This window comes from Streptomyces sp. NPDC018947 (genome assembly GCF_044390505.1).
Classification (GTDB): domain Bacteria; phylum Actinomycetota; class Actinomycetes; order Streptomycetales; family Streptomycetaceae; genus Streptomyces.
This window is the reverse complement of sequence record NZ_JBIRZD010000016.1, coordinates 50,988-63,540: the sequence shown is the minus strand read 5'-3', so window position 1 is coordinate 63,540 and position 12,553 is coordinate 50,988. Positions and strand designations below refer to the sequence as shown.

10 protein-coding genes are annotated in these 12,553 nt (G+C 71.5%); 6 read left to right on the top strand and 4 right to left on the bottom strand.

Going from position 1 to position 12,553, the window contains the following annotated elements:
- Positions 1-91 precede the first annotated feature (91 nt).
- The 6 genes from ACH499_RS27345 (at position 92) to ACH499_RS27320 (ending at position 9,096) form a co-directional block, all read left to right on the top strand.
- On the top strand, positions 92-835 hold the full coding sequence (locus ACH499_RS27345) for a response regulator transcription factor (protein ID WP_399019009.1): 744 nt from the start codon (positions 92-94) through the stop codon (positions 833-835).
- Complete coding sequence (locus tag ACH499_RS27340; RefSeq protein ID WP_356201770.1) at positions 832-1,941, top strand: ATP-binding protein; 1,110 nt, start codon at positions 832-834, stop codon at positions 1,939-1,941. Before ACH499_RS27345 ends, ACH499_RS27340 begins: the two co-directional genes overlap by 4 nt.
- A gap of 281 nt (positions 1,942-2,222) precedes the next feature.
- Complete coding sequence (locus tag ACH499_RS27335) at positions 2,223-6,023, top strand: multifunctional oxoglutarate decarboxylase/oxoglutarate dehydrogenase thiamine pyrophosphate-binding subunit/dihydrolipoyllysine-residue succinyltransferase subunit (protein WP_399019006.1); 3,801 nt, start codon at positions 2,223-2,225, stop codon at positions 6,021-6,023.
- A 278-nt stretch (positions 6,024-6,301) separates the two neighbouring features.
- Positions 6,302-6,481, top strand: coding sequence for a DUF6104 family protein (locus ACH499_RS27330; protein ID WP_003992906.1), 180 nt, complete (start codon positions 6,302-6,304; stop codon positions 6,479-6,481).
- Positions 6,482-7,130: 649 nt separating this feature from the next.
- Positions 7,131-8,075 carry a DUF4097 family beta strand repeat-containing protein gene (locus tag ACH499_RS27325; RefSeq protein ID WP_399019004.1) on the top strand — a complete coding sequence of 315 codons (945 nt, stop codon included), beginning with the start codon at positions 7,131-7,133 and terminating at the stop codon, positions 8,073-8,075.
- 1 nt (position 8,076) lies between these two features.
- Complete coding sequence (locus ACH499_RS27320; RefSeq protein WP_399019002.1) at positions 8,077-9,096, top strand: helix-turn-helix transcriptional regulator; 1,020 nt, start codon at positions 8,077-8,079, stop codon at positions 9,094-9,096.
- A 65-nt stretch (positions 9,097-9,161) separates the two neighbouring features.
- Here the strand turns inward: ACH499_RS27320 and ACH499_RS27315 are convergent, their stop codons facing one another.
- The 4 genes from ACH499_RS27315 to ACH499_RS27300 all read right to left on the bottom strand — a co-directional run bounded on the left by ACH499_RS27315 (position 9,162) and on the right by ACH499_RS27300 (position 12,531).
- Positions 9,162-9,722, bottom strand: coding sequence for a Clp protease N-terminal domain-containing protein (locus ACH499_RS27315; RefSeq protein ID WP_399019000.1), 561 nt, complete (start codon positions 9,720-9,722; stop codon positions 9,162-9,164).
- Complete coding sequence (locus tag ACH499_RS27310; RefSeq protein WP_055417899.1) at positions 9,722-9,931, bottom strand: helix-turn-helix domain-containing protein; 210 nt, start codon at positions 9,929-9,931, stop codon at positions 9,722-9,724. Before ACH499_RS27310 ends, ACH499_RS27315 begins: the two co-directional genes overlap by 1 nt.
- A gap of 120 nt (positions 9,932-10,051) precedes the next feature.
- The gene (locus ACH499_RS27305) at positions 10,052-11,017 is read right to left on the bottom strand and encodes a zinc-binding dehydrogenase (RefSeq protein ID WP_399018998.1); all 966 of its coding nucleotides are present in this window, start codon (positions 11,015-11,017) and stop codon (positions 10,052-10,054) included.
- Between the two features lie 284 nt (positions 11,018-11,301).
- The gene (locus ACH499_RS27300) at positions 11,302-12,531 is read right to left on the bottom strand and encodes an NADP-dependent malic enzyme (RefSeq protein WP_399018996.1); all 1,230 of its coding nucleotides are present in this window, start codon (positions 12,529-12,531) and stop codon (positions 11,302-11,304) included.
- Positions 12,532-12,553: the final 22 nt, after the last annotated feature.

Here is a 12,553-nt window from a genome sequence, read left to right as displayed (position 1 = left end):
ACGCTGCTGCCCTGACACAGATCATTCAAGCGTCAAGCGCAGTCATGGGATCACCCCACGGATTCCGGAAAGCACACCTCAGGGGCGGGCGATGGAGCAGACACAGACCTCCCACAACGGCACGGCGGCGGCAGCCACCCAGGGCGCTCAGCGCCGGGTGCTGGTGGTCGAGGACGACCAGACGATCGTGGACGCCATCGCGAACCGCCTGCGCGCCGAGGGCTTCCTGGTGCAAACGGCGGGTGACGGCCCGGCGGCGGTCGACACGGCCGAGGCCTGGCAGCCCGATCTGCTGATCCTCGACATCATGCTGCCCGGCTTCGACGGCCTGGAGGTGTGCCGGCGCGTGCAGGCCCAGCGGCCGGTGCCGGTGCTGATGCTCACCGCGCGCGACGACGAGACGGACATGCTGGTCGGGCTCGGCGTGGGCGCCGACGACTACATGACCAAGCCGTTCTCGATGCGCGAGCTCGCCGCCCGCGTGCACGTGCTGCTGCGCCGGGTGGAGCGGGCCGTCGTGGCCGCCTCGACGCCGCGCAGCGGCATCCTGCGCCTCGGCGAGCTGGAGATCGACCACGCGCAGCGCCGGGTACGGGTGCGCAGCGAGGACGTCCACCTCACCCCCACCGAGTTCGACCTGCTGGTGTGCCTGGCGAACACGCCCCGCGCGGTGCTCTCCCGCGAGCATCTGCTCGCCGAGGTCTGGGACTGGGCGGACGCCTCCGGCACCCGGACCGTCGACAGCCACATCAAGGCGCTGCGCCGCAAGATCGGCGCCGAGCGCATCCGCACGGTGCACGGCGTGGGCTACGCCCTGGAGACGCCGACGCCATGAGCGACGGACGGGAAGCCGCACGGAGGAGCCCCGGGGACCCCTGGGGCGGCGTACGCCCGTTCTCGATCAAGACCAAGCTCGGCGCGCTGGTCGTCACGTCGGTGCTGATCACCACCGGCCTGTCGGTGATCGCCGTGCACACCAAGACGGAACTGCGCTTCATCACGGTCTTCTCGATGATCGCCACGCTGCTGATCACGCAGTTCGTGGCCCACTCGCTGACCGCGCCGCTGGACGAGATGAACGCCGTGGCCCGGTCCATCTCGCACGGCGACTACACGCGCCGGGTGCGCGAGAACCGCCGCGACGAGCTGGGCGACCTGGCGGTCACGATCAACCGCATGGCCGACGACCTGGAGGCCCAGGACCTCCAGCGCAAGGAGCTGGTGGCGAACGTCTCGCACGAGCTGCGCACCCCCATCGCGGGCCTGCGCGCGGTGCTGGAGAACATCGTCGACGGCGTCACCGAGGCCGACCCGGAGACCATGCGGACCGCGCTGCGCCAGACCGAGCGGCTCGGCCGGCTGGTCGAGACGCTGCTGGACCTCTCCCGCCTGGACAACGGCGTCGTACCGCTGCGCAAGCGGCGCTTCGAGGTGTGGCCCTATCTGGCGGGCGTGCTGAAGGAGGCCAACATGGTCGCCTCGGCGCGCGCGGGCATCGCTTCCGGGTCCGGAAGCCACACGCGCACCGACGTGCACCTGGCCCTCGACGTGTTCCCGGCCGGCCTGACCGCCCACGCCGACCCCGAGCGCATCCACCAGGTGGTCGCCAACCTCATCGACAACGCGGTCAAGCACAGCCCGCCGCACGGCCGCGTGACGGTCAGGGCGCGGCCCGGGACGCAGCCGGAGTCCCTGGAGCTGGAGGTTCTGGACGAGGGTCCGGGCATTCCGCGTTCGGAATGGCGACGGGTGTTCGAGCGGTTCAACCGGGGTTCCGTGTCCCGGCCGCACGGCCCGGGCAGCGACGGAGGCACCGGTCTCGGGCTCGCGATCGCGCGGTGGGCGGTGGATCTGCACGGCGGCCGGATCGGAGTGGCCGAATCCGAGCGGGGCTGCCGGATTCTCATCACTCTTCCGGGCCTGCCAACGGCGTCGAGTTGACGTAGGGTTCGAATCCAGGCACCAAGATCCACAGACGTTCGCCCTGACGGACACGTGTGATCAGGCGCGAGCCCGCGCGCATCGCCCGCCGTGCCGCGGTGTCCCCTTCCCGGACACAACGGAACCTGGCTTGTTTCCCGCCATTTCCAGCGCCGAAACGCTGTCCACGATGTGACTTACGCGACGTTGAACGGGCCCGGTCTGACCTTCCGGGCCGGGGAGGCGTAGCCTTGATTCCCGCTGTCCACCACCTTGTGAAGCGGAAGAGGGCGGTTCTCGCCGTGTCGCCACAGTCCCCCAGTAACTCGAGCATCTCGACCGACACCGACCAAGCGGGCAAGAACCCCGCCGCTGCGTTCGGTGCCAACGAGTGGCTCGTCGACGAGATCTATCAGCAGTACCTCCAGGACCCGAACTCCGTGGATCGTGCCTGGTGGGACTTCTTCGCCGACTACAAGCCGGGGGCGGCCGCCGCCCAGGCCGCGTCCGGTGCCGCGACGCCCACGGGCACCGCACCCGCGCCGCAAGCGCCTCCGGCGCCCCGGGCGCAGACTCCCGCTCCCGCGCAGGCCCCGGCCCCGGCCGCTCCCCAGCCGGCCGCCGCCCCCGCGAAGCCGGCGGCGCAGCCGGCCGCCGCCGCTCCGGCGGCCCCGGCCGCGAAGCCCGCCGCCGCGAAGCCCAAGGCGAAGGCGGAGCCCGCCAAGGAGGCCCCCGAGGGCCCCGAGCTGGTGACGCTGCGCGGCCCGGCCGCCGCGGTGGCCAAGAACATGAACGCCTCGCTGGAGCTGCCCACGGCCACGTCCGTGCGCGCGGTCCCGGTAAAGCTGCTGTTCGACAACCGCATCGTCATCAACAACCACCTCAAGCGCGCCCGGGGCGGGAAGATCTCCTTCACGCACCTGATCGGCTACGCGATGGTGCAGGCCATCAAGGCCATGCCGGCCATGAACTACGCGTTCGGCGAGAAGGACGGCAAGCCGACGCTGATCAAGCCGGCGCACGTCAACCTCGGCCTCGCCATCGACCTGGTCAAGCCCAACGGCGACCGCCAGCTCGTCGTCGCGGCGATCAAGAAGGCCGAGACCATGAACTTCTTCGAGTTCTGGCAGGCCTACGAGGACATCGTCCGCCGCGCCCGCGACGGCAAGCTGACGATGGACGACTTCACCGGCGTCACGGTCTCCCTGACCAACCCGGGCGGCCTCGGCACCGTCCACTCGGTGCCGCGCCTGATGCCCGGCCAGTCGGTGATCATGGGCGTCGGCTCCATGGACTACCCGGCGGAGTTCCAGGGCACCTCCCAGGACACCCTGAACAAGCTCGGCATCTCGAAGGTCATGACGCTCACGTCGACCTACGACCACCGGGTCATCCAGGGCGCCGCCTCCGGCGAGTTCCTGCGCCAGGTCGCCAACCTCCTCCTCGGCGAGAACGGCTTCTACGACGAGATCTTCGAGGCCCTGCGCATCCCCTACGAGCCGGTCCGCTGGCTCAAGGACATCGACGCCTCGCACGACGACGACGTCACCAAGGCCGCCCGCGTCTTCGAGCTGATCCACTCCTACCGGGTCCGCGGCCACGTCATGGCCGACACCGACCCGCTGGAGTACCAGCAGCGCAAGCACCCCGACCTGGACATCACCGAGCACGGGCTCACCCTGTGGGACCTGGAGCGCGAGTTCGCCGTCGGCGGCTTCGCCGGCAAGTCGATGATGAAGCTGCGCGACATCCTCGGCGTCCTGCGCGACTCGTACTGCCGCACCACCGGCATCGAGTTCATGCACATCCAGGACCCGAAGCAGCGCAAGTGGATCCAGGACCGCGTGGAGCGCGCCCACTCCAAGCTGGAGCGCGAGGAGCAGCTTCGCATCCTGCGCCGGCTGAACGCGGCGGAGGCCTTCGAGACCTTCCTGCAGACCAAGTACGTCGGCCAGAAGCGGTTCTCCCTGGAGGGCGGCGAGTCCGTCATCCCGCTGCTGGACGCCGTGCTGGACTCGGCCGCCGAGTCCCGCCTGGACGAGGTCGTCATCGGCATGGCCCACCGCGGCCGGCTGAACGTGCTGGCCAACGTGGTCGGCAAGTCGTACGCGCAGATCTTCCGCGAGTTCGAGGGCAACCTCGACCCGAAGTCGATGCACGGCTCCGGCGACGTGAAGTACCACCTGGGCGCCGAGGGCACCTTCACCGGCCTGGACGGCGACCAGATCCGCGTCTCGCTGGTGGCCAACCCCTCGCATCTGGAGGCGGTGGACCCGGTCCTGGAGGGCGTCGCCCGCGCCAAGCAGGACATCATCAACAAGGGCGGCACGGACTTCACCGTCCTGCCGGTGGCGATCCACGGCGACGCGGCCTTCGCGGGCCAGGGCGTGGTGGCCGAGACCCTGAACATGTCGCAGCTCCGGGGCTACCGCACCGGCGGCACGGTCCACATCGTCATCAACAACCAGGTCGGCTTCACCGCGGCCCCCGAGTCCTCGCGTTCCTCCATGTACGCGACGGACGTGGCCCGCATGATCGAGGCCCCGATCTTCCACGTGAACGGCGACGACCCCGAGGCCGTCGTGCGCGTCGCACGCCTGGCCTTCGAATTCCGCCAGGCGTTCAACAAGGACGTGGTGATCGACCTCATCTGCTACCGCCGCCGCGGTCACAACGAGTCCGACAACCCGGCCTTCACCCAGCCGCTGATGTACGACCTGATCGACCGCAAGCGCTCGGTGCGCAAGCTCTACACCGAGTCCCTGATCGGCCGCGGCGACATCACCCTGGAAGAGGCCGAGCAGGCGCTCCAGGACTACCAGGGCCAGCTCGAGAAGGTCTTCACGGAGGTCCGCGAGGCCACCTCGCAGCCGTCGGCCGTGGAGCCCTCCGACCCGCAGGCCGAGTTCCCGGTCGCCGTGAACACCGCGGTCTCCGCCGAGGTCGTCAAGCGGATCGCCGAGTCGCAGGTCAACATCCCCGACCACATCACCGTGCACCCGCGTCTGCTGCCCCAGCTCCAGCGCCGTGCGGCGATGGTCGAGGACGGCACGATCGACTGGGGCATGGGCGAGACCCTCGCCGTCGGCTCCCTCCTCCTGGAGGGCGTGCCGGTGCGCCTGGCGGGCCAGGACTCGCAGCGCGGCACCTTCGGCCAGCGCCACGCGGTCATCATCGACCGCGAGACGGGCGACGAGTTCACGCCGCTGCTGTACCTGTCCGAGGAGCAGGCCCGGTACAACGTCTACAACTCCCTGCTGTCCGAGTACGCGGCGATGGGCTTCGAGTACGGCTACTCGCTGGCCCGCCCCGACGCGCTCGTGCTGTGGGAGGCGCAGTTCGGCGACTTCGTCAACGGCGCCCAGACGGTCGTGGACGAGTTCATCTCGTCGGCGGAGCAGAAGTGGAACCAGACCTCCGGTGTGGTCCTGCTCCTCCCCCACGGCTACGAGGGCCAGGGTCCGGACCACTCCTCCGCCCGCCCGGAGCGCTTCCTCCAGCTCTGCGCGCAGAACAACATGACGGTCGCCATGCCGACCTCGCCGGCGAACTACTTCCACCTCCTGCGGTGGCAGGTGCACAACCCGCACCACAAGCCGCTGGTCGTCTTCACCCCGAAGTCGATGCTGCGCCTGAAGGCCGCGGCCTCGAAGGCGGAGGAGTTCACGACGGGCCAGTTCCGCCCGGTCATCGGCGACGACTCGGTCGACCCGGCCGCCGTCAAGAAGGTCGTCTTCACCGCCGGCAAGGTCTACTACGACCTCGACGCCGAGCGGAAGAAGCGCGGCGTGACGGACACGGCCATCATCCGCATCGAGCGCCTGTACCCGCTGCCGGGTGCCGAGCTCCAGGCGGAGATCGCCAAGTACCCGAACGCCGAGAAGTACCTGTGGGCCCAGGAGGAGCCGGCGAACCAGGGTGCCTGGCCGTTCATCGCGCTCAACCTGATCGACCACCTGGACCTGGCGGTCGGTGCCGACGTCCCGCACGGCGAGCGCCTGCGCCGCATCTCGCGCCCGCACAGCTCGTCCCCGGCCGTCGGTTCCGCGAAGCGGCACCAGGCCGAGCAGGAGCAGCTCGTGCGTGAGGTCTTCGAGGCCTGAGCCCTCGGACCGGCCTGACACGAGGGGCCCGGCCCCCGTTCTTCGGAACGGGGGCCGGGCCTTTTCCTGTGGGTCGGGCGCCGGGCTTCGGGTGCCGGTTCGGGGGCCGGATGCGGGTGCGGGTGCGGGTCGCCGGAGCCTCCGGTCTGGGTACGGGGTTCCGCTCCGGGCTGAGGAGGGGCGGGCGGGCCGAGCGGGTGGCCGGGCGCGCCTATCCTGGTAGCGACATCCGACATCCCACCCGTTCGACCCAGTCGACCCGTCCGACGGAGAGCACCTTGTACTTCACCGACCGCGGCATCGAGGAACTGGAGAAGCGGCGCGGCGAGGAAGAGGTCACCTTCGAGTGGCTCGCCGAGCAGCTCCGGACCTTCGTCGACCTGAACCCGGACTTCGAGGTTCCGGTGGAGCGGCTGGCGACCTGGCTGGCCCGCCTGGACGACGAGGACGACGAGTAGTCCGCGGTCGTCCCGGCGTCCGGTGTCCGGCGCGAGCGTGGGAACGCCGTGCCATGCCGTACGCCGGCCCCGGCGGGCCGTGGGCGAGCAGCAGCGCCCCCGCCGTGGCCCATCACCGCCGCGACGGCGTACGCCTCAGGCCGTGAGCGGGAGGCCGGCCGCCGTCTGGGTCAGGGCGGGTGCGCGGGCGGCCTCGGCGAGACGGTCGGCAATTTTCACCGGGGGGCGAGGCAGCCTGGCAGGGTGGCTCCCGCGCACGTGAGCAGCGCGAGCGGACAGCGCAGCCGGTAGCGGGCGACTGCCTCCGGGTCGGGCACCGCCGGCCGCACCAGTGACCGGAGATCCAGCACCCTCCGGCCCGACAGGGCGAGCGCGGGCCACGGGGCGCCGACGGCGAGCGCTGCGACCCAGAGCCGGTCGGCACCCGGTCGGCCCGTTCCCCGCCGTCCCGTCACGGCCGCCGTGCGGCACCGGCGCGCTCCCGTCCTTCACCGGCGTCTCGGCCGTCGGCAGGGTCAACACGCCAGGGCCGTTCCCGGGCCGCGGCCGATCGTTGATCACCGGAACGAGTGTCTTGACTTTCACCACCCGCGATATATCGTGATTCCAGAGGACGCGATATGCCGCGTTCGGTCGGGAGGTCTGCACCATGTCCGAGTGGTCCGTCGCGGAGCCCACGAAGCTCACCTTCGACGAGCCCGTGAGCGAGCTGCACGTGCGCGTCGTCAGCGGAACAGTGAACGTGGTGGGCACGGACGAAGGTTCCGCCCGCCTCGAAGTCTCCGAGATCGAGGGCCCGCCCCTGGTCGTCACGCACGAGGACGGCAGACTGACGGTGGCCTACGAGGACCTCCCCTGGAAGAACCTCCTCACCTGGCTCGACCGCAAGGGCTGGCGCCGCAGCGCCGTGGTCTCCCTGGCCGTCCCCGCCCGCACGCGCGTCGAGGTGGGAGTCGTCGGTGCCGCGGCCGTCGTCTCCGGGATCGAAGGACGCACCGAGGTGAAGGGCGTCACCGGGGACACCACCCTGGTGGGGCTCACGGGCCCGGTCCGCGCGGACACGGTCTCCGGCAGTCTGGAGGCGCAGGCCCTCAAGGGCGACCTCCGCTTCAACTCCGTCTCCGGCGACCTGACCGTGGTGGAGGCCGGCTCCTCCGTCAAGGCGGACTCGGTGAGCGGTTCGATGATCGTCGACCTGGACCCTGCCGTCGGGCCCACCGACGTCGGCCTGACCAGCGTCTCGGGCGAGATCGCCATCCGGCTGCCGCAGCCGGCCGACGCCCGGGTGGAGGCGAACACCGCGAGCGGCACGGTCTCCAACGCCTTCGAGGACCTGCGGGTGGCCGGCCAGTGGGGCGCCAAGCGGATCACGGGCCGGCTCGGCGCGGGCAACGGCAGGCTGAAGGCCACGACCGTGTCCGGCTCCATCGCCCTGCTGCGCCGCCCACCGGCGGCGGACGGTGACTGGGAGCCTCAAGACACCGGGCCCGTGACGGACGCCCAGGCCGGTCCGGGGGACAATGCCGCCGTCGGCCGGGACGACGGCACCACCGGCGCCCCGTCCGACGGCACGACCGACAAGAAGGTGCTCTGACATGCCCCCCGTCTTCGCCCACGGCCGCCTCCGCCTGTATCTGCTGAAGCTGCTGGACGAGGCCCCGCGCCACGGCTACGAGGTCATCCGCCTCCTGGAGGAACGCTTCCAGGGCCTGTACGCGCCCTCCGCCGGCACGGTGTACCCGCGCCTGGCCAAGCTGGAGGCGGAGGGCCTGGTCACCCACACGACCGAGGGCGGCCGCAAGGTGTACGCCATCACCGACGCGGGCCGCGCCGAGCTGGCCGACCGCAGCGGCGAGCTGGCCGACCTGGAGCTGGAGATCCGCGAGTCGGTCGCCGAACTCGCGGCCGAGATCCGCGCCGATGTGCGCGGCGCGGCGGGCGACCTGCGCCGGGAGATGAGGGCGGCGGCCGGCGAGGCCCGCCAGGGCGGCGGGAACGGCGACACCGCGGACCTCGGTGACAGGGAGGCCTGGCGTGCCGCCAAGGAGGAGATGCGCCGGGTCAAGCAGGAGTGGAAGGAGCAGGCCCGCCGCGCCAAGGACGAGAGCCGCCGCGCCCGCGACGAGGCGCAGCGGGCCCGGCGTCAGGCCACGGAGGCGCAGGAGCGGGCCCGCGCCCAGGCCCAGCAGGAGGTGCAGCGCATCGCCCAGCGGGTGCAGGAGCAGGTGCAGACCCACTTCTCGCGGGGCGACTGGCCGACGGGCCTGCGTGAGGGACTGAGCGAACTGGCCAAGGAGGTCGGCGAGTTCGGCAAGGACGTCGGCAAGGACTGGGGCTTCGGCCGCACCGGCCCCTCCGCCCCCAGGCCGGAGTACTCCGCCACACCCGAGGACTTCCCGGCGGGCTACGCCCCGGCGTGGGCCCATGAGGACGCCGCGGACTCCACCGGGGACCCCGCCCGGGACCTGGACCGGCTGCTGGACCGTTTCCGGGACGACATCCGCGACGCGGCCCGCGACCACGGCGTCACCGCCGACCAGCTCCGGGACGCCCGCAGACACCTGTCCACGGCGGCGGCCCGCATCGGGGTGATACTGCGGAGCCCGAAGGCCTGAGCACCCGGTGCGGGGAGGGGCCGCGCCGGTCCCCTTCCCCGCGCCACGGGGCACGTCCCTCCCGGTCAGGCGCAGGCCTCCCCCGCACCGCCGAGCACCCGGGTCACGGACTCGTGGGTCACCCCGAGATCGGCGAGCACCTCGGCCGGCACTCCGGGGCGGACGGTGAGGGCGAGCAGCAGATGCTCGTCCCCGATGTACCGTTCACGCCGGGCCAGGGCGATCCGCAGGGACTTCTCCAGAACCTCCTTGGCGTCCCGGCCGAAGCTGGGGCGACCCGACCGCGAACGCCGGTCCGCACCGCCGCCGGACATCGCGCCGACGCCATGCGTCTCCTCCACCCTGGCGACGATCGCCGTGACGTCGATCCCCAGCCCGGCGAGGGCGTCGGCGTCGGCCTGCGAGAGACCGGCGCGCCGCCGCGCCTCCTCCAGGGCCCGGCGTACCGACTCCCTGCCCTCGTCTCCCCCGAGCACCGTCAGCGCGAACGAGGCGCGGCCGGCCTCACGGTCCAGCAGGGCGAGCAGCAGGTGCTCGGCGCCGACGCTCCGCGCCCCCTCCCGTCCGGCATGCTCGACGGCCTCCTGGACCACTGCTCGGGCATCCTTCGTGAACCGCTCGAACATCAATGCCTCCCGTACTTCTTGTGCACGGCCTGCCTGCTGACCCCGAGTTCCGTGGCGATCTCCTGCCACGACCAGCCCTGGTTGCGCGCGCTGCGCACCTGCACCGCCTCCAGTTGCTCCAGCAGCCGGCGCAGTGCCGCGACGGCCCGCAGCCCGACCCTGGGGTCGCGGTCACCCGCACGCGCGGCGAGATCCGTTGCTTCACTCATGATGTCAACATAGGTTGACAGTACCCGGCCCGTCAACCCTGGTTGACACCTGGATCCGTGCGGGAACGCGAACGGCGGGCCCGGAGAACCGGGCCCGCCGTCGACGGACGTGGAAGGGGCTCAGGACACGTTGAGCACGATCTTGCCGAACAGCTCGCCGGACGCCATCCGCTCGAAGCCCTCGCGGGCCCGGTCCAGCGGAAGCACCTCGTCGATGACCGGACGCACCCCGGTGGCGGCGCAGAAGGACAGCAGGTCCTCCAGTTCCTCCTTGGTGCCCATGGTGGAGCCGACGACCTTGAGCTCCAGGAAGAAGATCCGGGTCAGTTCCGCGTGGGAGGGCCGGTCGCCGCTGGTGGCACCCGAGATGACGAGCGTGCCGCCGGGCCGCAGCGACTTCACCGAGTGGGACCAGGTGGCCGCGCCCACGGTCTCGATCACGGCGTCGACGCGCTGCGGCAGCCGGGCGCCCGGCTCGACGGCCTCCACGGCACCCAGTTCGAGCGCCCGCTTCCGCTTGGCCTCGTCCCGGCTGGTGGCGAAGACCCGCAGTCCCGCCGCCTTGGCGAGCACGATCGCGGCCGAGGCGACCCCGCCGCCGGCGCCCTGCACCAGCACCGAGTCACCGGGACGCACCCCGGCGTTGGTGAACAGCATCCGGTACGCCGTCAGCCAGGCGGTCGGCAGACAGGCGGCCTCCTCGAAGGAGAGCTCCTTGGGCTTGGGCAGGATGTTCCAGGTCGGCACGGCGACCTGCTCGGCGAACGTCCCCGGATAGCGCTCGGTGAGGATGGAGCGGGGCTCCCGGGGGCCGACCCCGTGGCCCGTCTGGCCGATCACGGAGTGCAGGACGACCTCGTTGCCGTCGGCGTCGACACCGGCGGCGTCGCAGCCGAGGATCATCGGCAGCCGGTCCTCCGGGAGGCCGACGCCGCGCAGGGACCACAGGTCATGGTGGTTGAGGGAGGCGGCGCGGACATCGACGACACTCCAGCCGGGCCGGGCCTCGGGAGCCGGACGCTCTCCCGACTCCAGGCCGTTCAGGGGCTGGTCGCGGTCGATTCGGGCGGCATAGACAGCGAACATGCCCCCGACGATAGGGTCCCCACCCCCCGACGGGAACCACACCACCCTGTGACACACACCCTCTTGCCACCACACCGAGGCAGGTGCGGGCCACTGCCATGCCTGCGCAGCATGCGGGCAGTCGTGCCTCCCCCGGCGCCGGGCCGCGCGCCCCACCCCGCCGGCCACCCCCACACCGCGCACCCAAGACGCCGAGCCTCACGCACAGCCCCCTCCGCGCACGGCAAACGGCCCCGTCCCCCAGGGGACGAGGCCGCTCACACGACACGCATCACGTCAGGCCTTCACCGACGCGCGACACCCTCCGCACGGGCCGCCGCGGCCACCGCCGCCGTCACGGCAGGCGCGACCCGCTCGTCGAACGGGGACGGAATGACGTAGTCCGCCGCGAGGTCGTCACCCACGACCGAGGCCAGCGCCTCAGCCGCCGCGAGCTTCATACCCTCGGTGATCCGGGACGCCCGCACCTGCAGCGCACCCGCGAAGATGCCCGGGAACGCCAGCACGTTGTTGATCTGGTTCGGGAAGTCCGACCGCCCCGTGGCCACGACCGCCGCGTACTTGTGCGCGATCTCCGGGTGCACCTCGGGGTTCGGGTTGGCCATGGCGAACACGAACGCGCCCTCGGCCATCGACGCCACGGCCGCCTCCGGCACCGTACCGCCGGAGACGCCGATGAAGACGTCGGCGCCCGCGAGGGCCTCCTCCAGCGATCCGGACAGCCCGGCCTTGTTCGTGAAGGAGGCCAGCTCCTGCTTGACCGGGGTCAGGTCGCCCCGGCCGGCCGAGACGACGCCCTTGCGGTCGGCGACCGCGACGTCCCCGATGCCGGCCTCGACGAGCATCTTGGCGATGGCGACACCGGCCGCGCCCGCGCCCGAGATCACCGCCCGCAGCTCACCGAGCGTCCGCCCGCTCAGCCGCGCCGCGTTGCGCAGCGCCGCCAGCGTGACGACCGCCGTACCGTGCTGGTCGTCGTGGAAGATCGGGATGTCGAGGCGCTCCTGGAGCTTGCGCTCGATCTCGAAGCACCGCGGCGCCGAGATGTCCTCCAGGTTGACTCCGCCGAACGAGGGAGCGAGGCGCACCACGGTCTCGACGATCTCGTCGGCGTCCGTGCAGTCCAGGGCGATCGGGACCGCATCCACGCCGCCGAACTGCTTGAAGAGGATCGCCTTGCCTTCCATCACCGGAAGGGAGGCCTCGGGCCCGATGTCGCCGAGGCCGAGAACCGCCGTACCGTCCGTCACGACGGCCACCACCGACGACTTCCACGTGTAGTCGTGCACGAGGTCCGGCTGCTCGGCGATCGCGCTGCACACCTTCGCGACGCCGGGCGTGTACGCCAGGGACAGGTCGTCCTTGTCGCGGATCGGCACGGTGGCCTGCACGGCCATCTTGCCGCCGCGGTGCAGCGCGAACGCCGGGTCGAAGGAGTCGAGGGGCTCCGCCCCAGCCTCCTGATCCGTACTGGCGTCGCTGTCGCTGCGAGGATTGACGATCTCCGCTGCCACTTTGTTTTACCCCTTAAGTATT